Raw genomic sequence first — 22,621 nt, 5'->3', positions numbered from 1 at the left:
TTTCGTAGGGGAGCCAGTAGGGTGTGTTACCGTCGAGAGTACGGCACCGAAATTATTAAGATGGTGCGTTAGCCAAGGGCATAACGCACCCTACGAAACTGTTACTCAAGCATTAGAATTCAGCACTGTTTTTGCAGTTCCTTCTCTAAACTGAAGACTGGCTTTTGTTGCCCACGTTTCCGCAATGTGACGGTAGCAGCCCCAAGTCCTAGCAATGCTAAACCCAATGCTGAACTAGGTTCAGGCACTTGCTTTCTGCCCTCTACGTTTAACACTTGGACGCGACCTTGGAAGAAATCGCCTACATAAAGCTTGCCATCTTTATAGCTTGTGCCACCCGTCCAGTTAAATGTGCCTGGTGTCAGGTCGAGTGGACTGCCAAAGGGTGGCTCACCTAGTTGAGGAGGTGGTGCTGCCGCAGGTTTACCAAATGCCGTCAGGAAGTTACCGTTTTTATCGAATACTTGAACGCGACTGTTGATAGAATCAGCCACATAAATATTCTCAAACTCATCTACTTCTAAGCCGATGGGCTGATTAAACTCCCCATCTCCACTGCCTTGTTTGCCAAATGTGAACAGAGAATTACCTTCAGGATCGAGTACTTGGACACGGTTGTTAAACTGGTCACTAACATAAAAATTGCCGCTAACCGGGGAAATTCTTAAACCTGCTGGCCCTTGAAACTGTCCAGGTTGAGTGCCAGAAGTGCCAATGCTACCAATTAGTTCGCCGCTCTTAGTATATTTATTGATTTTATCGCCGCTAAAATCACCGATATACACATTGCCTGCTTTGTCAAATGTGACACCAGATGGGCCAAAGAAAGCTCTACCTGGTATTAGACCGCCAAACTCACCAAATGAGTTAATAAACTTACCCTGGGGATCAAAGACATTAACGCGGTTGTTGAAAACATCACCTACATAGAGATTCCCAGTCTGCGGATCGATTTCTAGAGCCGATGGTTCGTCAAATTGTCCAGGCCCTTTACCGCCCTCACCGATCGCTCCAATATAATTACCTTTAGGGTCGAATACTTCAACCTTATTACCGATATTTGGGTTAAAAGTGCCGTCTGGGTTAAGACCGCGACCATTACTTATTAGAGTATTCCCGGAGCCATCCACTGTTATGCCTTGGGGAACAAAGAGCTGCCCAGGGCCAAAGCCAGGACTGCCGATACTTCTGTCGTAGGTTAACGTTACAGCCTTGGCTTGGGCAGTTGTTGCCAACACCGTGAATCCGGCACCGAGAATGCCGATTGATAAATTTTTGACTAATCCCATGAATTTTAAGTCCTGGTTGTATGAGTTATACTCGTTCCTAGACTAATTTCGTTCCCAGTCCCAGTTTGGGAACCCTGAAATTTGGGCTGCTGCCTCTTGTTTGAAATGCAACTTTCTGTGTGAGGCAGCAGCCTATTCTGTAAACATTCCCTGACAGAGCCAGGTCAAGAGGAATTAGACAGTCTCTGCTTTGGCTAGCAACTCTTCACCCAACTTTTCTTGGCGTTTGCGCTTGCCGTAAGCAGCAGTTGCGCCTACACCAGCAAGTGCTAACAAGCCGACTACTGAACCAGGTTCGGGGATTTTTTCTGTAACGATACCATCCACTCGAACAACCTCCCCTAGTTGTGGACCGACTCCGCGATTGGTAATATAAATCTTGCCGTCAGGGCCAATATCAATTCCATCAGCTGAATCTAGCCCTTCACCTGCTGCAACGAGTGTTGTGCGAGTACCGTCAGAAGCAACTTGGATGAGAGAACCAGGTAGATTTGTGATGTCACCCCCTAACTGGGAGGTGTCGCTAAACTGTAAGACTAGCAAATTGCCATTTTCATCAAAGGTTAGGTCTGTGATGTGCGTAAAGCCATCTAGAAAAACTTCTGGTTTTTGATCTTCGCCAATGCGGAAGATCCGCGATTTACCATCTGGATAAGGAAAACCCGTATATTCACCAACGTATAAAGCTCCATCGGGGCCAATTGTGCCACCTGTGGGTACTGCTTGAATTGCGATTTTTCCTCCTGGAAGCTCATCTAATAGTCCAGGAGGGACTTGTAATCCTGGTGGCAAATCTGACTTACTAATGATGTTCTTAGGAATTGCGATCGCCTCTGACTCACTTCCATCAAGTTTAATTTTGTAAGCAGTGTTCCCACCCCCGTCAACGACATAAGCACTATCGCCACTAACAGTCAGGTCATAGGGATTGGTAACTATATCGCCACTGTCTGGATTTTTGGTGATTTCATACTTGGCAAAGTCAAAAATACTGTTGAGAGATCCCGTATTCAAGTCAACTTTGTACAGTTGTGCTAAAAGCGGTGTATTCAAAACTTTATCGGGTGTTGATGGCGGGAAAGTAGCAAGTTGCTTTGGTGGGATAGGGAATTTAGAACCAAGGTTAAGTGTTTCTAAATCGCGGTTTCCTGGATAACCAGCAAATCCAGTCAGAAGATAAGCATTCCCTAGAGAATCAAATTGTATGTCTTGAATACCAGCACCTTGGTTGCCACTGGGTTGTTCTGCTAAAGACTGAAAGTTTTTAAGTATACGCTGTTTGGTGCCGTCTGGTGCAACTTTGACCAGTGAACCACTATTACCAGCACAGATAGGTTGAAACAGCGTACTCGGAGATGGTTGGCAATTTCCATTTCCTCCGATACCTGGCTCTGCTACGTAGAGACTGCCGTCAGGGCCAAAGCTAACACCCCGTGCATTACTGATTCCATCGACAATAGTCGTTAGTGTTGCAGCTTGTGCAGATGGTGTTCCACAAATAGCAGCAAAACAAAATGTAAGAGATGTAAGAGCAAATGACTTGAGTTTCATACCTTTGGAGATTGAGAGTTAAATAATTTGTTTGTGGAAACTTTTATGGTTTTAAAGACAATGCCCTGGTTGAGAGGCACTGATATTGGTTTGAAACTCTTTACCTGAGCGATACAACTCTATCTATGAGTGGTTGGGTAACTCTCTTCTTGTGCAACCAAGCAACGCCTAAGACACCGATCGCTAATATGCCTAAAGCAGAATCAGGTTCAGGAACAGACTTGGTATTTTCAATTCTGAGAACTTGTCCAACTCCTGAGCGATCGCCGCGGTTTGTGACGTATACTGCACCATCAGAACCAATAGTCAGAGCGCTAGGTGACTCTAATCCATTCCCACTCAGAAGAGTTGTGCGTGTGCCATCGGTAGCTATTTTGATTACAGAACCATCAAAATTACCCTTCCAGGCTGACTGATTGGCGTACTGCAAAGCATATAAATTGCCCGCGGTATCAAATTCTAAGTCTGTGAGTTGGGTAAAACCATCGGCAAAGATTGTTGCCAAACCATCAGCACCAACTCGATAGATTTTTGCACCACCTTCAGGAAACGGAAAACCAGTAAATTGGCTGACGTAATAAGCACCATCAGGCCCTTTTGCCACACTTGAAGGTACTGGTTGAGTTGCAAACTGCGATCGCACCTCTTCACCTTGAGATGGTACTTGCGCCGGTTCATTGGATGGTGTACCAGAAGGTGGAAAGACTGGATTAGTCAATATGTCTTGGGGAAACGCAACTATCGCCTGCAAATTACTGCCATCAGCATTAACACTGAGTAAGTCATTTGCGCCTGCATCAACTGCAACGAACTTATTGCCATCTATTACAAAAGCCAAGGGATTGCTACCGATATCACCACCATCGGGATTGTTGGCGAGTTCATAGTTAGCTATATCAGCAACACTCGTCCAGGAATTGGTATTAAAATCGGGAGCAATAATTTTACCGAGGTCAGTGTTACCCAAATTGCGATCGCGAAAGGCTGGATTAGCCCCATACCCAATCAGAACATAAGGTTTACCTTTAGCATCAAATTGGATATCACGAGGCCCACCGGCTCCAGTTCCATCTGGTAATGCTAAAGAAGGAAGTCCTGTAAGTATCCGCTTAGTCTTGCCATTCTCTATTTTGGTAACTGCACCACTTGTGCCATAGCATAAAGAATCGCCTTGACCACTTGCTGGTGGAACACAAGCCCCACTTCCCCCGATTCCCGCCTCTGTAACATAGAGATTCCCATCAGGGTCAAAGCTCAGACCACTGGCATTATATAAACCGTCGGCGATTACCGAAAATGATGCAGCTGACGCAACTTTCATTCCCGAAAAAGCGGCAACACAAAAAGTGAGGAAAGTAATAGTAAGTTGTTTGAGTTTCATGTGTTGCAATGTTGCTTCTTGGCCCCTTAACTAGTTACTAGCCGCTAGTGGCTCTGGAGTTTTTGGTAGATAGCTCATTCCCCGATCAAATGATTTGAGATTGCCAGCTTTAGCTTCGAGTAAGCGTTTGATGTTCATACTCTCAGCGCCAAAGTCTTCAATTTGAAGTTTGCCGTGGCTAACAGTTCCATCTGTTTTCCAGAATGTGATTCGATGCAGGATGAAGCCAGAGGCTTCTGGATCAGCGAAAGCATAAGCGGTTGGGATAAGTAGCGCTACAGAGCGCTGATAATATTCGTAGTCTGGATAAAAGTGTTCCTGTTCAAGCAAGTAGTATTTACTCAGACTATGAACCCGTACAGAAACTTTTACCTTCTGGTCATATTCATCTTTAAATTCACCTGATTCAGAAGTAATATCACCATTTGGTCGCAATAAATGTGCCCACTCATCTATATTTCGTAAGTCCTTTAAATATTCAATACCGATTTCAATTGGGGCATCAACATAAATGGTGTCAGTATCGATAAAGTGGCGTCCTTTGGCTGCTGCGGTCAGACCAGCCTTGCGTTCCAAATTACCTTTGAGAGAACGACATTCAGAAGTGTGTACTGTGTGAATTCCTTGCATAATCATCTGAGTCTGCCGTTTCGGATCGACAAAACTCAACCAATGAAAGTACACACCTTTTTCATCTGTCCCCGGCTCGATGTAGTCGGTGGGAAATAACAAAACAGGGTAAACCTGAAAATATTTCTGATACTCTAATCCACAGTGCCACTCAATGCCATAAAACAGCGGATTTTCTAGTTTCTTAACGTGGTAATAAAGATTTTTGTGATAACCAGATGCACTTCCGAGCCAGGTATCTTCGTCAATTTGCTCTTTCATCCGGCTATAAAGTGTCCATTCGTCTAAGTTCTTTAAACTACAAAGGTAGTTAAAAGCGCTCTCTGGTGAAGTAGCAATATAAGCTGATGTTGCAAAGGTATTTTTTTCCACTTCTCACTCCTGAAGATAATAATAATTAAGCTGCGATCGCTTTAGTTTTTCGCTTAACGCTCTGAATCCGATCTTCTGCTAATCGTTTGGCAGCATCGTTAGTAGTAATTCCCTGCTGTTTTGCAATATCAAAAATTGCTAATAGGGTGTCATAAATGTTATGCACTTGCTTGAAAGCTTTTTCTTCGTCATAGCCAATCATTTCGTTATAAACATTGATTAGCCCTCCAGCATTAATTACATAATCAGGGCTGTAAAGAATCCCTTTTTTGGTAAGCATTTGGCTATGTAGTTGCTCATTTTCCAATTGATTATTAGCTGCACCAGCAATAATTGAAGCTTTTAGGAAAGGAATTGTATGGCTATTAAGAATTCCTCCTAAAGCGCAAGGAGCAAAAATATCTACATCAAGAGCATAAATTTCGGCTGGTTCTACAACAGTTGCACCAAAAAGCCGTTTTATCTCTTCTGCTTTTGCTGGATCTACATCGCTAACAAAAAGCTTGACATCATGCTCATGTAAGTGCCGACAAAGATTTTTACCTACATTTCCTAGACCTTGAACTGCAACTTTCATACCATCAAGTCTTTTGCTCTGCCAGCGAGACTCTACAGCGGCTTTAATTCCGAGAAAAACTCCTAATGATGTTATGGGAGCAGGCCCACCAGATTTTTCTGATACGCCAACAACATGTTTAGTTTCTTGACTAATTGTTCGGACATCGCCAGGGGTAATATTGACATCTTGTCCAGTAATAAAACGTCCATTTAGGCTATCAACAAAACGTCCATAAGCTCTCAATAGATCGTCTGTTTTATTTTCAGGATTAGCGATAATGACTGCTTTGCCGCCACCAGCCGGAATGTTGGCACAGGCAGCTTTATAAGTCATGCCACGACTGAGACGAAGTGCATCTTTTAAAGCAGCTTCTTCATTGACATAAGGAAAGAGTCTTGTCGCTCCCATTGCTGGGCCCAAGCTCGTGTCATGGATGGCAATAATTGCCTTAATTTCGGGATTTTTACCATGACAAAAGAGAACTTGTTCGTGACCCATTTCTCTAACAGTTTCAAATAGCAGCATCTTCACCTCTTGAGATTGTTTGGGATTGGTTAGAGAAAGTAATGAACATTACAAAATGTAAATATATAGACACAAAACTACTCTCGAATATTAAGATTAGATGGAGCTAACATAAAGACTTAAATTTCAGAAATCAAAAATTTGAAATTCCAGCTATGTGAGTATAGTTTTTGACTGGAATAAAGTTTTTGCTGCTTCTAAATTTATCCTTTATCTTTTGCTGAATGGACTAATCCAAACTGCGTTGTCAATTCCGCTTTATTGGAGTGTCTTAGTGTCTATAAAAACTGAATGAGATTGCCAGCTTTTAAAATCAAACCATTGGAAATGAAACTTGCTTGGCTGAATTTTTAGCCGGACTTGATTTAATTCCTTGTGCAGCCAAACTTTTATTACGTGCACCAGAGGGTGCTGGGCGATCGGCATCAATCACTACATCAATGAGAAAGGGAACAGTTGATGCGATCGCTTGTTCTAATGCAGCTTCAATATCCGACTCTCTGACGACTACGATCGCTTCTGCTCCCATACCACGAGCAATCATGGCAAAGTTTGTGGGTGGAATTGTTGCATCTGCGCCCTTTAATCCCAAGATTTTCATCCCTTGATGGCACATGTTGTAACGCGCATCGTTGAGTACAATCCAGATGGCGGGAATTTTGTATTTCACGGCTGTGCTGATTTCGTTATTCATCAGCATTGCTCCATCACCGACAATCCCTACAGCCTTGCTATTGCTTGCTAGTGCTGCACCCAACACTCCTGTGACAGCGTGACCCATTGCGCCAACTCCGGTGCTGACTCGGTAACGATTGGCTTCGGAAAATTGGAGTAGGTGAGTTGACCAAGTAAACGAGTTACCACACTCCGCCATTACTATCGCATCGCTATCTTCAACAATTATCTTTTGAATTGCTGCCATCAAGACTTCTGGCCGCACTGGATAATCTACCTCTGGTGCAGGTTCAATTGCTTTGTGTTCTGGATGAGGTAGCGGCATTGTAGACTCAAGAGCATCTGGTAATTGCTGCAACAACTCTTGTACAAAAGCTTTGATATCAGACCGAACTGCGAAAGTTTCAACGTGTGGATAGGCCACACCTGGCACTTCGGGATCAATATCTACATGGACAAAACCTGCTTTTGGAACTAGCGCCGAACTCCAGAAAGAAGTCGGTTCACCAAGGCGGGTTCCTAATACGAGTGTGCGTAGTGGAGGTTGCTGTTCCATATAAGTTAAGACAGAAGCATGACCACCTAAACCTGTGACACCCACAAACTGGGGATGATCTTCAGGGAAGATACCTTTACCACGGGGTGAGCACATGACGGCTGCTCCGGTTTTTTCAGCGAGTTCAATGATTTCCTCTGCTGCATCACGTGCACCGAAACCAACCCAGATGGCAAAGGGGCCAGATGATAATAACTCTACAGATTTAGCGATCGCTTCTTTTGAAGCAGTCATCGGAAACGGAGAAATATCTAGTTGGGGTAAAGCTATATTCTCAACGAAACTTGTCTGCACACTGGTGGGAATACTCAAATGGGCAACAAATCCGCCTGGTTGCGCCATAGCCAAAGCCAGTTTACGAAAAATCTGCGGTAGTTGAGCCGCAGATTCAATAGTGATTGCATAGTTGAATAGTGCTCCTGGGGTAAAAATTCCTCCACTGGGCAATGTATAAGTGCTGGTTTCTTGAATTGCCCAACGTCCACGCTGCGGTGCTGATGTGCAAGCCGACAGCAAAATCACCTTTGCACCTTCACCACGAGCCGCAAACAATCCGGTGAGGGCGTTGGTGATCCCCGGCCCTGCTGTGGTAAAAACTACAGTAGGTCGATTATTTGCAAAGTAAGCTTCGGTCGCTGCAAATGCTGCTCCTGCTTCATGGCGGAAGTTCAACACCTCTATGCTGCTGTTGGATAGCGCACCCCAAAGGCTTGCCATTGCACCACCTGCGACACCAAAAGCGTAGCTTACTCCCAAATTTACCAACATCTGAGCGATCGCATCGGCAACTGAGAGCGTTGGGGTTGTTTGGTCGTTTAAAAAAGGCTGAATTCCCCCATTTTTCTCCGATTCATCAAGCTGACGGGAGTCAGACACAGATTCTACGTAGCTGTTTGCTGGAAGTTCTTTGTATGGCTCAGTGATGATTGGAGGAGAGTTTGAACCAGTATAGTTTTGACTCATGGTTTCACGTAATTACATTCAAGTTAGACAAAGGCTTTTTAGTTTACAATCACAGCTCTAGAAATATTTAATACAAACAACTCTGTTGTTTACTACAGCTATGACCAAGCTAGGTCGACAGTAGAAATGGTTGATCGCTGCTGGTTGATGCTTGTGAGCGCAGTACCAAAAAATTTTTACCAAAAGCATACAACAGTTGAGGCTGTGCTTCTTGAAACCAGAATAAAGGAGAGGAAGACTGTTGTGCAATCAAAAATCTTTTGATGGAGGTGACAAATTTTTCGCTTCTATGGTGATGACTACAGTACTTAAGTAAGTTGGCGGGGAAAAACTAAATCATGCAGAGGTGTATAAACTAGCAATTAACCTGGATTCAAACACATCTTATAAATTTTACAAAGCTTAATATAGTTAAGTTTAATTGCACCGCTCTACTTACTAAACCGCCTCTAAAGGTTCTTAACTTGCGATCGTTACTATGATAAAAACCTAATTTGCAATGAAAAATCTTTTGATATGGGTGTCAATTCTTTCGTTTTTATCGTGATTGCGACATTTCTAACTTAGTCACTCTAAAAAGTTTATATCTTGCGTAGGCGTAGCCCGCCGTAGGCATCGCAGAAGCAGCACATTACCAAATTTACAATAGAAAATATTTTGATATGGGTGTCAATTCTTTTGCTTTAGGGCTTACGCATTAAAAACCTGAAACCTAGATACCCTAACCCACGCCACTTGCTACAACATCAGGAACCTTAAGAGCCAACTTTTTAAGCGGATTGGGGGATCTCTTTTGCATAAATACTACGAGTCTCCCAGCGTCATCCCGAAAGAGTTAACAGTCCAGAAAAAAGCTTGATTTTTGATTATTGACTCTTGAACTCGTCGTCACAAATTATCCGAATTAAAGAGGATGAGCCAAACTACAATAGTTTGGTGGTCTTTATACTGGCAGCAAAAACTCTTTGAGTCAATTATTTGTAACAAGAATGACATACTTTCTTAATTTTTTTTCTTTCCTTTGGGAGATGACTAAATACTAACTATGTAATTTCATGATAAGATTCATTGTTTTTCAGCTATATTTTAGCAAAATCTACGTAAATAACAAAAATACTAGTTATTTAAAGCACATTTATATAGTTTTATACTTAGAAAAATGTAGTTTTTATAATACTAATGTATTCCTTACGACAGATGACTAAGCATCTTCTTCTATAGTTAGATCCCTGAGTGACTAAGTTAAGATAAATTAAGAAAATAAATTGATGAGTCAAATTTATTGATTTAAGCCAAGCCCAACACTGCAAATTCATTTATGTTGAGATCAAACGACTTTACATGAGTAGTTCGCCAAAGTCCTTGATCGGAAAAGGTTAAAGGATAAATTTTTTATCCTTTAACCTTTTCCGAGTCGAAACCCAGCAATATTAGGTTGGTGAACCATTAGTTAGCTCTGGTGCATGACTAGTTGAAATGTAAAATATTTTTTCTACTTATAGATTCAGAGTTTGAGACTCTAATCTAATAAAGTATATTGACCAATCTGAATTTGATTTGTCTAAGTTTTGTGCTGCTATAAAAAGCTGTCTAAGTCAATAATAAATAAAATTTGAATATTTACTCGTTTTAGGAAAATTGGGTTCAATAATTCATTTTTTCTTGGTATGATAACTTTTGTTAAGAATGTTAGTAAGATTTTTTGATGACTAACTAATTTTATTTTTTAACAGCCTAACGGTGCACCAAAAATTTTAGTTAGTTATGACTATTAGCTCATTAATGGCTATGGTGCTGATTGATTACCAGGAGGAAGTAGGAATATGAATTCTGGAGACTATACATTACCTAGATCAAACAATCAATGGGCACTACAACCAGAAGTAGAGATGAAGTTTGCTCACTTCCTAATCAATCATGCTGTAGATGCTGCCTTCTGTTTAGGAGCAAACGCGCAGTTTCTTTATGTCAACGATGCCACTTGCCTGATGACTGAGTATTCCCGTGAGGAATTACTTTCCATGAGGCTGCATGATATAGACGTAGATTTTTCTCTACACAATTGGTCAGATATTAGCTTACAAGGTTCCCTTACCTTTAAATCTCGCTATCGGACAAAAGGAGGTCGAATATTTCTGGTAGAAATATTCATTAGCTATGTAAAACAACAAGATATGGAATTTGGCTGTGCCTTTGCTCGTGAGATAAGCAATGAAATAGTAGAATTGAGCGTGCAAAAGTGGACTGATGAATTAAGGGATGCCAAAGACAATTTGCAACAGGAATTTTCTCAACTCAAGGCAAAAGAAGTAGAATTAGAAACATCTCTTTCTTTACTTCGTTCTACTCTCGAATCTACTGCCATTGGTATTGTTGCAGTTAACTTTGAGGGAGATATTCTGAGCTTGAATCAGAAATTTGTGGATATGTGGCAGATCCCGGAGTCCCTAATACTATCTAAGAAATGTCCTCGATGCAAAACCTTTTTTGAGAACCAACTTAAAGATCCACAAGCCTTTAGTCGCCTGATTTGGGAAGTGTCTAGCCAATCTGATTTTGAGAGCTACGATATTCTGGAGTTGAAAGATGGGAGAGTTTTTGCACACTACTCTAAACCTCAGTGGCTCGAAGGCAAAATTATTGGTAGAGTGTGGAGTATTTGGGACATTACTGAATCGAAACAGACTGAAGAAGCATTACGGCTGAACGCAGCTAGATTTCGGACTTTAGCAGAAACGACAGATGCCAGCACTTTTCTGATTCAAGGCACGCGGCTTTGCTACATAAATCCAGCAGTAGAGCAACTCACTGGCTATACAAAAGAGGAACTGCTAACAGGTTTTGATCTCCGCCGACTAATTAAGAGCAAAAAACCCAGGCAGATCCGAAAACAGGATGAAGCAGCTAACTTTGAATACCAAGAGATGAATATTCTGACAAAAAACGGCACGGAGCGCTGGCTAGCTTGCGCGGTTGTAATGTTAGATGGAGTTTTGGATTTTGGTGGAAAACCAGTAGAAATGATTGCAGGGATCGATATTACCGATTATAAATATGCAGAATTAGGTCTTAATCAAGCTTTAGAACAAGCAAAACAACTTAGCGAACTTAGAGCGCGTTTTCTGTCTATGGTTTGCCATCAATTCCGAACTCCGCTGAATATTGTTTCATTTTCTAATAGCTTACTCAAGGAAGAAGTAGACAAACGTACACAGAAAAAAATCCAACCATTACTCGATCACATTCAAAAAGCCACCGAACAACTCAGCCAAATGTTGGATGATATTTTGTTCTTCTCTAAGGCAGAATCAGCAAAAATCAATTGTGAACCTAAACCGCTTGAGTTAGTTCAGTTTTGTAATGATTTAGTTGCACAAATGCAGATGAGTATTAGCCAAATTCCGATTAATTTTGTAAGTCAAGATAACTCTCTTACAGTCTGCATAGATAAAAAATTGTTAGAGCCTATTTTGAAGAATTTGCTTGACAATGCAATTAAGTATTCTCCCTCGAAAAGTGCAATTAATTTAGAATTATCTTGCAAAAATGATAAATTAATTTTCCAGGTCAAAGATAGGGGGATCGGTATTTCAATAGTAGATCAACAACGAATATTTGAGCCATTTTACCGTGGTAGTAATATTGATCATATACCTGGTACTGGACTAGGACTATCGATTCTTAAAACCCTTGTAGATTTACATCACGGTCAAGTCTCTGTAGAAAGTCAACTTGGTGTGGGCACTACGTTTACTGTGATGTTGCCATTAATCAAATCAGAGTTTAGCAGTTCCGAGTTATAAGTGTTGAAATGAAGATAGTTGTTAATTAATAACTTAACAATCAAAACTCTCAGAACGAAGTAATTAATCTCATGCCTATTTACATACTCACCAAAGAGTCTAGTAAGCAACTTCTACAAAAAGTTATGGTAATAAAAAATGATGTACGAATCGCCAAATAAAATTCTCGTCATTGAAGATGATAACGTTACCCGCAATCTTTATTTAAAAGGTCTTGAGGCTAAAGGTTTTGATACCATAGGTGCTGATAATGGTCTTGCTGGTATCCAACAAGCACAAGAGCGTATACCCGACTTAGTGATTTGCGATATCACGATGCCCGATATGGATGGTTATAGCGTTTTAACTACGCTACGCCAAGATCCTCTTACAGCAATTATTCCCTTCATTTTTCTGACTGGCAGTAGTACCAGAGCAGATGTTCGCAAAGCTATGGAATTGGGAGCAGACGACTATCTTACCAAACCCTCTACACTAGACGAATTGCTCAGAGCGATCGCTATTCGCTTGGAAAAGCAAGCTACTCTCCAATACTGGTGCGCTATGAAGTTTGAGAAAGCTCCAAAATCAGTATTTACAGATAATACTACAGCGATCGCTCAAGGTATTGCCGTAGCCTCTGATAGAGAAGCTCCTGATAGAGAAGCCAACATTCCTTCTAAGTCAATCTTTCCCTACATTCCCCAATTAAAAGAAGTTTTCGACTTTATCGAAGCCCATTATCATCAAGGAATTACTTTGTGCGATGTGGCTCTTGCTGTTGGTTACTCACCCGCTTACTTAACTAACCGAGTAGCAAGGCAGACAGGAGAAACTGTAAACTGCTGGATTGTCAAACGCCGGATGGCGGGAGCGCGTTTTTTACTCCAAAATAATAATCAGACAGTCGAGAAGATAGCGAAAGCATTGGGCTATCAGGATGTGTCTCATTTCTCCCGCCAGTTTCGCCAACATCACGGTTTACCTCCCCAGGCTTGGCGCAAAGAACATCAGCTTGTATCGCAAAAACAGGTGAGACTTTGGTGAAAGTAGATTTACAGCAATTTTCATTTAGATTACGACTGAGATGGAGAGTAGGGAATGGGGAATGGCGAGTAGTGTATCAACAAGAAAAGTAGTATTCCTTCTGCCTCCTGCCTCCTGCCTGCTTCATACAAATAGTTGCGTAAACTCATATATTAAATCCACTCTACCCTTACGTAACATGGCTGGATCTAATCTTTCAGTAGTGTTGCAAGTCATCAAGACAACTAACCGTTGCTGCATCTGAATACCAGAGTCATCAATTACACTCTGATACAAAGTGCCATCCAGCAAACTCAGAATGTGTTCAGTTTTGTTATTGTATTGCGCTACCTCCGAAGCACGATTTTGCGCTAGATTATCAGCTTCGTTAATAACGATACAAATACGCTCTATGTAAGTTGGTGGGACAAAATTAGCGATCGCATCATGATCTAAAATAAAAATTACATACCCTAAAGGTACAAGAATTTCTTTTGCTACTGCCTGTGTCCAGACTGTTTTACCTGTACCTGGTTGCCCATGTACAACAACCGCTAACTGGTTTTGATTCAGAATCGCTTGCTGTACAGAATCAGTAAAGTTTTGGATATCTGCGGGAAATGTCCGAATACTAAATTGACTATGAACTTTGCCTACACGACTCTGATATCCACTTAGCATAACTGCTAAGTCGTAAGTCGCTTTGTTAATTAGTGGCGCGAGATTTTTCGCCATTAAACTATATTGTCGTCGCCCGCGATCGTAGGGGTCAATTTGCAACCAAACGTCATACTTCGACCAGTAAGCATAAACAGTATTGATAACGTCTAAGCGTTCCCAGCTAACAAATCTATCTATAGGAAAATAAAAATCTCTTTCTGAGTAATACTGGGTAATAATGTCGGGTTTACCCAACACACCTAAAACTCGCAGTACAGTAATTTCTTGCAGTCGGTTAAGAACATAATCAATAGGAATGCTACTACGACTGACAAATTGAACTATAGGCGTTTCCGTACTCAAAACATCTTTGTAGCGATGATCTGGTGATTGAGGATCTGGCGTGATGTAATTCCAAAACTTTTCAACTTCGTAGCGGGTATTATCAGATACAACATTTAATAAATTAGCCCACCAAGCATAATTATTACGTCCCAAAATATCAGCAACATTACTCGCTAAATTCAAACTTTTTTGAGTTAATTCACGGGAGTCGCTGTACAACAGTTGCCACAAAAAACCCCAGTCTAATTCTCGGTTAAACGGTCGCCAACCGCTAGCAAGTAAGCTTTGCCGGCTATTATTTGTAGGAGCGCCTTCATTGCTTCTAAAATAGTCAAAATCCATATTTATTAGTTATGCAGCGTTAATCGAGTTATTTTGTGTGAAGTAGGAGATTTTGAAAAATTTTTCTTTTAATATCAACTAATTGTGTACAAGTGATAATTTTATTTCCACCGTGCTGTACTGGCTAGGAAGTCTTTTTAATCTAACGCACCTCTTATGTATTACACTATAATACGCAAAAACTACTTGTGTCAACTTTTTTGAGAAAGCAATTGGTAAGTGGGAGTTTACTTTTAGCTATTGATGTACCTGCGTCACTTATCCATCTCCAGATGAGGACTAATATCACGTCCGTTCAATTGCCTATAAGATAAAGCAGATAACCCCATTGTGGACTGGGGCTATTTCATTCTTGGCATAACTCGCCCGAAAATAAATTTCCGGGCTAATAGTCCAAGTAGGTTAAAACAGACTCAAAAGCTTAGAGTTTGTTTGACAAAGCTTTGGTGTACACACATCTCTGTACAAACCCAAAATCGTTGAAAATCCTCCTAAATCCCCATTAAAAAGGGGGACTTTGAGATGTTTTCGCCTCCCTTTTTTATAGGGGGATCAAAAGCTTATGGAGCAATATTAGAAAACTTGTGTGTACACCGGAGTTTAAAAAGGAGAGAACAACCTTCTCAAAGCCCTCCAATTTATCCGAGGATTTAAAGTTTGTGATACATCAGGCACTACTTTTCAAATATCCTCTAAGCCCTAACCCAAGTGTATTGCATTATCCATTACAAATTATATTCATCAAGTTGAGTATTTGCCATTAATTTCTATGTAACCCTCTGAAAGATCGCAACCCCATACAGTTGCAGAAGCTTCGCCGATATTGAGGTTAACATGAATATCTACTTTATCTTTGGACATAATTTGTCGCAACTGTTCCAAATTAACATCAGTTAAGCTATTAGGATAAACTTTGACATCATCAAAACTAATAACAACTCGTTCTGGATTTATCTGCTGTTCATTTTCGCATTTACCTATAGCCATAGCAACTCGTCCCCAATTCGGATCTGCTCCATAGACGGCGGTTTTTACTAATGGTGAATTCACAATTGCTTTAGCTACTGTTTTAGCTTGTACATAGTTAATTGCCGAAGCTACAGTCACCTCAATAATTTTGGTAGCACCTTCTGCATCTCGTGCAATTTTCAGCACCAATTCTTGTGCAACTTCTTGGAATGCACTAGCAAAATCTAGTTCTGAAACTTCACCTGCTAAACCATTAGCTAGAATCACGGCGGAGTCACTGGTAGAAGTGTCAGTGTCTACACTCAGGCAGTTAAAGGTTTTATCTATAGTAGAGCGAAAGATAGAACGAAGGCTATTTGCAGAGATTGCAGCATCAGTAAAAAAGAAAGTTAGGAGGGTAGCCATATTAGGTTCAATCATGCCGACACCTTTGGCGATTCCTACTAGCTTGGCATTTCCTATTTGCCGTGTAGCTAGTTTCGGTACTGTATCGGTGGTCATAATACCACGGGCTGCGGCATGAAAATCAGCAGCAGTCAATTTTTCCCCCAATCCTAATAAACCTGCCCGGATTTTTTCAATTGGGTAACGTCTGCCAATTACACCTGTAGAAGCTATCACAATATTATGTGCAGCAATTCCAGTTTCAGTTGCGACTAATTGCAGAACCTCTTGGGCATCAGCAATACCCACAGAACCATTGGCTACATTTGCATTTTTAGAGATAACGACAATTCCTTGTGCTTGTGAATCTTTTAAATTCTCGCGGCTAATAGTAACACTCGGCCCGGCAAAAAGACTTTGAGTGAACACTCCATCAGCAACACAAGGAACTGATGATTTTATAAAGACAAAATCATCAGTTGTATCTCGTATTCCTAAATTAGTAATAAATGCACTAAAACCTTGAGGTGTGGAAGATATAGTTAATGACATTTTTCTATATTTAATAATTTGGTTTAATTATCTCATACCATTTCCAAAAATCTTTGCAAGAGATGAATCGGCTGTAGGATTGTATAGATATACGCCCTAAGCAATGTATATGTAGCAGAGATTTCATTAAATTTTAATATAAGTTAAAAACCTATTAGTCCGCCAAAGCAACTTTGCTAAGTATTCAAAAATTTGACAAAATGAAAAAACTTTTCCCCACTTTCTCCTCTCTACTTCCCACCCTCAACCAGCAATTTTGGGTTGTCGAGTACTATAAATCAATTAATGTGAGGGTGAATGTCGTCCATCCATTCCCACTTTCTACTTGAATGTTTCCTTGCAGTTGTTCGACTAATTTTTGTATTATAGGTAGACCCAATCCCGAACCACCATAATTCCAGATATCTGCATTGGGGACGCGATAAAATTTCTCAAAGATTCGTGGTAACTCTATTAGCGGAATTTCTGCTGAATTACTGATAGTAATAATAGTTTTTGCGGGCGCTTCCGAGGAATTGTGACTTACACTTAGAACAATATCACCACCCGCAGGTGTGTATTTACAGGCGTTATTGAGCAATTCTATTAAGATTCGTTCCAGGCTAATGCCATCTGAGAACAGCGGCGGGAGATTTGGAGGGAGATTCAGCTGTAGAGTTTGCTGATGTTCTTGAACACGGATTTGAAACGGCTCAATAACCCAAGGTAACCACTGTTGTAAAACCAATACATCAGGTCTAATAACTGAATAGGATAAGCTTTCTAGCCGTTGTAAGTCTAGTAGATCGTTAATTAATTCTAGCTCGCGATCGCACTCGGCTTCCATTAGTTCTAGATAGCGTTGAGCTTCTTCAGTACTAGTAGTTAATTGTATCATTTGAATCATCATCTTCATGTTACTCAGAGGCGATCGCAGTTCGTGGGAAACTAAATTCAAAAAGTCATTTTTGAGTTGATTTATTTCCTCCCATTGCATTACAAGTTGCTCTTGCTCAATTTGCTTTTGACGCGCCTCAACTCCTCGTTTGCGCTCAGTAATATCTCGAAATACTAATACAGCACCTGTAATATTATCTTTGTCATCTTTAATTGGTGCAGCGCTGTCATCAATTGGTATTTCTGCACCGTCTTTAGCAATCAAAATGGTTTCTGCTGGGATACTGACGATAATACCATCTTGAAGAACTTTGATAATCGGACTTTCAATAGGGTTATGTGTTTCTGCATTGACAATATTGAATACTTCTGATGAATTTCTGCCACAAGCTTCTTCCTGTTTCCACCCAGTCAGATTTTCAGCCACAGGATTCATAAAAGTTATTAATTCTTGGAGATCGCTAGCAATCACACCATCGCTGATACTTCTTAAAAGTGCATCCAGCCATTTTTTATTAACTTTTAATTGCTTTTCTAAACCATGTTTGATTAAAGTTATTTCAATATTTATTTGTAGTTCTCTTTCTTTAAAAGGTTTAAGTAAGTAGCCAAACGGCTCAGTTATCTTGGCTCGTTGCAATGTTTTTTCATCTGCATAAGCTGTCAAATAAATTACTGGAATATCCAAACGCTTATAGATTTCTTGGGCAGCTTCTATTCCGTCCATCGACCCTTTGAGCTTAATATCCATCAGCACTAAATCTGGGGATATTTCTATTGCTATATTAATTGCTTCCTCTCCTGAAGAAGCGATAGAAGGAACTGTATAACCAAATTTATTAAGTCGATATTGTAAATCTTTAGCAACAATAGCTTCGTCTTCTACAACTAATATTTTTGCCTTTGTCATATTTGAGTTATTTTATATTAATGTAAATGTCAACTGACACTCTACTCCCCTAGCACCTTGGATATTGAGATTTCCTGACAGTTGATTGGTTAAAGCGTCTACTAACTGCCAGCCTAAAGAAGCTATATTTTTGAAATTAAAGTTTGATGGTAAACCAATTCCATCATCACTAACTATGAGTGTGATCTGATGATCATAAGTTTTTTTAATTTCGATATAAATTGTACCATTTCTACCTGCTGGAAATGCATATTTCAATGAGTTGGATACAAGCTCGTGGATAATTAAGCTACAAGGAATTGCTGTATCCAAGCCTAAAAACACGTGCTCATCGACATTTATTGTTAGAGCGATCGTATCCTCATTGACTTCGTATGCACTAAATAAACTTGCTACCAAATCTCGAATATATTCACCAAAATTAATCCTTGCCAAGTCATGAGACTGATATAATTTTTCGTGAACTAGAGCCATTGATGCAATCCGCTGCTGGCTTTGTCGGAATATTGCTAAATCGTGTTTGTCGTTGATATAGGCAGATTGCAAGTTTAGTAGACTGGAAATAACCTGTAAATTATTTTTGACACGATGGTAAATTTCTTTTAATAATACCTCTTTTTCTAAAAGTGACGCTTGGATTTGCTCCTCCCATTGCTTGCGTTCGCGCAGCGCGGCTTGCCGTTCGCTAATATCTTCGATCACAGAAATAAAATACTTTGGTTCTCCCCAAGGTTTACGCATTAAAGACACGGTGAGATTAACCCAAACTATGCAACTATCTTTGCGAAAATAGCGCTTTTCCATCGAATAAGTTTGAATATTATCTGCTAAAACTTGGTCAATATATTTTAGGTCGGCGTTAAGATCATCTGGGTGGGTAATATCTTGGAAAGTTAGCAACTGTAGTTCTTCGGGTGTGTAACCGACAATATCGCAAAGCTTCTGATTAACTAACAACCATCTTCCATCTCTTGCTACATGGGCGATGCCAACAGCAGCCTGATGGAATGCAGCACGAAATCGCTCTTCGCTCTCCCGCAATGCTTCTTCTATTCGCTGGCGCTCAGTAATTTCTGCCTGTAGTGATTCGTTGATTCTTGTTAACTCTGCTGTCCGTTCCTCAACCTTGCTTTCTAGTTCGTTAAGTAGGCTACTTAATGCCTCCTCTGCTTGTTTACGCTCAGTGATATCCGTGTGTGAGCCTGCCATCCGCACTACATTACCATCGTCATCCCACAATGCTTGACCTCGATCCAAAATCCATTTATAAGTTCCGTCTTTACATTTGACTCGATGCTCAGTAATGTAAAACGGTGTTTTCTGACCAAAGTGATCCTGAACTGCTTGTGTCACCCAGTCAAGATCGTTCGGATGTACTCGTATCACCCTTTCATCTAAATGGTTAGAAATTTCGTGATCTTCGTAACCGAGCATTTCCTTCCAGCGAGGTGAGAAGAAAACTTCATTAGTTTTAATATTCCAGTCCCAAATTCCATCATTATTGCCACGCAAAGCTAATTGCCAGCGTTGTTCACTTTCCCTCAACACCTCCTCAGTTCGTATGCGTTCAGCAATTTCCTTTGCTAGTTGGCAATTTGCAGCCTCTAGTTGGGCAGGACTCGGTAGAGCCAGTGCCTGCGGTATTAATGGCACAAGTTCTATAGCTGTCAATACTGACACGAAAGCGGTGATAGCTTTGATTAATCCTGATAACCAATAGGTAGGATGCCAAAGCGTCCATACATCCATCAAATGGGTTGTGCCACAAGCAACAATGAATGTACCAAACATTAGGAATATCCAGCCAAAAGGCATATCTCGCCGTTTACTGACAAAATAAACCAACATCACTGGAATTGAATAATAAGCAAGTCCAGTTAACACATCTGAAACCAGATGCAACCACACCAACCCTGGTTTCCAGAGGTAGCAATGTCCGTGGGGAATAAACTGGCTAGTAGAGAAAAAATTATTTAAAAATTCCATTATAGAAACCTATACACTGCACAAGTCTTCACCGAAGCCGGAAGTGTGAAGAAAGAGGTTTTTAGCCTAAGACCCCTGTAGAGGCACAGATGCCTAGAAGGTGGCTTATTATACTCTTCATAAGAACACATTTGGCGTTCGTCAGAGTTTTCCCATCCTAGCCTACGGTTAGGATCGAATAGCAGCTAGGGCTTCTACATCCTGTACGTATCATAGTTTCTGAGTTCTTTAACCTGATAATATAAGATTTATTGAATTTAAAGTACCGCGATCGCTTTGGTTATTGTTACCGTATATCCTCTGAAATGAACTATTTACATATATCAAAACCTTCAAAAATCACAGTAATATTTCGCTTATATAATCTAAATTTTATCTAGCTAACTATGTATATTTACTTATCAATCTAACTCATTGCTGAAGTTAGTGTGGGTAGTTCAATATTTCCAAGGGATTTACGTTCTGATTACACAAGGAATTAAGGAAATTATTAACTTGAGCCATGAAGATCGTCGAATCTTGCAATTCCTGTCTGCTACTTGTAAAAAATATTATTTCTTAGCCTAAAAATATCTGATTAATTATTGGAATACAGATGATCTCTTCGTAGTAAATAGCTTACTCGGTTTCATCTAACCTTCCATTAAATCCTAGTATAAATCGCGATAAGTACTTATACTTAAAAGGGTTTTCTTTTGGTTGCTTTTGGCGTGTTAGCGATCGCATGAAGAGAAATATTTTCCCATAAACACCCGTCAGCATCCCAATTATTCCTAACTACTCAGTGTTCTAGCGTAATCTTTAGGGTAGTAGGCTACTCAGGGGATGATGGGGAAATCCAGGTTATACTTTAGAACAAGCTTAGGACAGTTTATCTCGGTTAGGATGTCTGGAAGGACTTGGGAACAATGGACGTAACTGGATTCGAACCAGTGACCTCTACGATGTCAACGTAGCGCTCTAACCAACTGAGCTATACGTCCTTAACCACACAGTTATCAACCATAGCATATAGTTCTTTGAAAAGGCAAGATAAAAGACCAAATCAGGCGAACTATATAAGTTCAATCAATAGTGACTTTTCGTGGAATGAAGTGTTTGTTTCATTTATAGCGAGAGGTGCACGACCTGCTACAAATGAAACAAACAAGTCAAATCCTCTTTCCTCCTGCCTCAAGTAAGACTGCCTGATTTCCTGAAAGTGCCTTTAATTTTTTCGAATCCAAAATGCCAATCCTCCTCCACGACCGCGAGCCGCAATGAAATCTTCCGTCACTAAAAAGAAGGCAAAGAAGGGTAGTTTAGCTATGGGCTGGTTGTAGAAGTCTTCTGTTTGAAGTTTACCAGAACGGATTGCTCTGTTGTAAACAACACGACCAAACAGACTGATAAGCATCTGGTCAAAATCAAACGCCAATAAATTTTTCTTACCCAAATATTGCACTGGCCCCGTGAGCTTCAATAAAACTGGGCTTAACTCAACCTGATTACCAATTTCGCCTCTACCTGAATCCTGTTCTAAAGTGGCATTAAAGAAAACATGGATTGCTATAAACTTGGGTACATACAAACCCTTGCCTAATACAATTCCCCCGCGCTCTCTAACTTTCTTAGTGCCAGTTACAAAGCAAAGTTGCCATTTACCGAAAAGAGACTCAAACGGATAAGTCAACCGTTGTCGCTTGGCAGCTTTTTCTGCTTGTAACATCGCAGTTACTAATATTTCAGCACTAGGGTGTGTGCCTCTCTGTCCTCGATATGCAGCCGCAGCCTGGGATAGCACGGTCACAAAGTCAAATGTTGCTGTAGATGTCAAATCAGCCGTCATGAAGGCACTCTGGATTTAACTATTTCTTTGCTTTTCTGATAGATTGTAGCGTTCATCTGTTTTTTTCCTTCGATCTGTTGCTATTCTCTAAATACAGTGCAGACCGACAAAATTGGTTGGAGTTGTGACAAAGGTTATCGGCATACATATAGGACTGATATTTTATTTTTGAAATATACGTAGTTACGCCAAAGGCAATGCACCACCTGAAGGTTTCGGTGCCATACTCTCGGCGATAAACACCCTACATATACTACACATACTTGGATTTTTTCATCAATCAAATCGGATTGCTACACGATGACAAACATTCTAAATTGCATCCATAGGATGATAGATATATTAGCAGATTTCGTGTGAGTATGTCTGTGGATATACACATATAAGAATATAGTTTACTGCTCGAATCTCAGCAATTAGATGCTTGTTCGAGATTTGTCTAAATGTTTTAATTTTATTG

At 40.4% G+C, this 22,621-nt stretch carries 13 protein-coding genes and 1 tRNA gene; 2 read left to right on the top strand and 12 right to left on the bottom strand.

Annotated elements, in window-relative coordinates; all coding sequences use genetic code 11:
• Positions 1-119 precede the first annotated feature (119 nt).
• From scyF to scyA, 6 genes are all read right to left on the bottom strand, one after another.
• A complete protein-coding gene (scyF, locus tag RM347_RS26645) occupies positions 120-1,289 on the bottom strand; it encodes a scytonemin biosynthesis PEP-CTERM protein ScyF (protein WP_322717092.1) in 1,170 nt (389 codons plus the stop codon).
• A 174-nt stretch (positions 1,290-1,463) separates the two neighbouring features.
• Positions 1,464-2,840 (bottom strand): ScyD/ScyE family protein, encoded by a 1,377-nt coding sequence (locus RM347_RS26640; protein WP_322717093.1) that lies wholly within the window; start codon positions 2,838-2,840, stop codon positions 1,464-1,466.
• 100 nt (positions 2,841-2,940) lie between these two features.
• Positions 2,941-4,221: a ScyD/ScyE family protein gene (locus RM347_RS26635; RefSeq protein ID WP_322717094.1), complete on the bottom strand. Its 1,281-nt coding sequence runs from the start codon at positions 4,219-4,221 to the stop codon at positions 2,941-2,943.
• Positions 4,222-4,251: 30 nt separating this feature from the next.
• Positions 4,252-5,223 (bottom strand): scytonemin biosynthesis cyclase/decarboxylase ScyC, encoded by a 972-nt coding sequence (gene scyC, locus RM347_RS26630; protein WP_322717095.1) that lies wholly within the window; start codon positions 5,221-5,223, stop codon positions 4,252-4,254.
• 25 nt (positions 5,224-5,248) lie between these two features.
• Complete coding sequence (gene scyB, locus RM347_RS26625; RefSeq protein ID WP_322717096.1) at positions 5,249-6,307, bottom strand: tryptophan dehydrogenase ScyB; 1,059 nt, start codon at positions 6,305-6,307, stop codon at positions 5,249-5,251.
• A gap of 313 nt (positions 6,308-6,620) precedes the next feature.
• Positions 6,621-8,501 carry a scytonemin biosynthesis protein ScyA gene (gene scyA, locus RM347_RS26620; protein ID WP_322717097.1) on the bottom strand — a complete coding sequence of 627 codons (1,881 nt, stop codon included), beginning with the start codon at positions 8,499-8,501 and terminating at the stop codon, positions 6,621-6,623.
• A gap of 1,823 nt (positions 8,502-10,324) precedes the next feature.
• On the opposite strand from scyA, the gene RM347_RS26615 reads away from it, so the two are divergent.
• Both RM347_RS26615 and RM347_RS26610 read left to right on the top strand, forming a co-directional pair.
• Positions 10,325-12,304: a scytonemin biosynthesis sensor histidine kinase gene (locus tag RM347_RS26615; protein WP_322717098.1), complete on the top strand. Its 1,980-nt coding sequence runs from the start codon at positions 10,325-10,327 to the stop codon at positions 12,302-12,304.
• A 138-nt stretch (positions 12,305-12,442) separates the two neighbouring features.
• Positions 12,443-13,330, top strand: coding sequence for a response regulator transcription factor (locus RM347_RS26610; RefSeq protein WP_322717099.1), 888 nt, complete (start codon positions 12,443-12,445; stop codon positions 13,328-13,330).
• A gap of 123 nt (positions 13,331-13,453) precedes the next feature.
• On the opposite strand, the gene RM347_RS26605 is transcribed toward RM347_RS26610, so the two are convergent.
• The 6 genes from RM347_RS26605 to RM347_RS26580 all read right to left on the bottom strand — a co-directional run bounded on the left by RM347_RS26605 (position 13,454) and on the right by RM347_RS26580 (position 22,161).
• Positions 13,454-14,656 (bottom strand): AAA family ATPase, encoded by a 1,203-nt coding sequence (locus tag RM347_RS26605; protein WP_322717100.1) that lies wholly within the window; start codon positions 14,654-14,656, stop codon positions 13,454-13,456.
• A gap of 741 nt (positions 14,657-15,397) precedes the next feature.
• Positions 15,398-16,561 carry a bifunctional glutamate N-acetyltransferase/amino-acid acetyltransferase ArgJ gene (gene argJ, locus RM347_RS26600; protein ID WP_322717101.1) on the bottom strand — a complete coding sequence of 388 codons (1,164 nt, stop codon included), beginning with the start codon at positions 16,559-16,561 and terminating at the stop codon, positions 15,398-15,400.
• A gap of 271 nt (positions 16,562-16,832) precedes the next feature.
• A complete protein-coding gene (locus RM347_RS26595; protein WP_322717102.1) occupies positions 16,833-18,347 on the bottom strand; it encodes a hybrid sensor histidine kinase/response regulator in 1,515 nt (504 codons plus the stop codon).
• A gap of 12 nt (positions 18,348-18,359) precedes the next feature.
• Positions 18,360-20,333 carry a PAS domain S-box protein gene (locus RM347_RS26590; RefSeq protein WP_416211876.1) on the bottom strand — a complete coding sequence of 658 codons (1,974 nt, stop codon included), beginning with the start codon at positions 20,331-20,333 and terminating at the stop codon, positions 18,360-18,362.
• A 909-nt stretch (positions 20,334-21,242) separates the two neighbouring features.
• Positions 21,243-21,316: transfer RNA gene (locus RM347_RS26585), tRNA-Val, on the bottom strand.
• A gap of 224 nt (positions 21,317-21,540) precedes the next feature.
• The gene (locus RM347_RS26580; protein ID WP_322717103.1) at positions 21,541-22,161 is read right to left on the bottom strand and encodes a hypothetical protein; all 621 of its coding nucleotides are present in this window, start codon (positions 22,159-22,161) and stop codon (positions 21,541-21,543) included.
• Positions 22,162-22,621: the final 460 nt, after the last annotated feature.

The sequence above is a fragment of the Nostoc sp. ChiQUE02 genome, from assembly GCF_034531305.2.
Lineage (GTDB): Bacteria > Cyanobacteriota > Cyanobacteriia > Cyanobacteriales > Nostocaceae > Nostoc.
The sequence above is the reverse complement of the archived record's forward strand: the minus strand, read 5'-3'. Positions and strand labels throughout refer to the sequence as shown.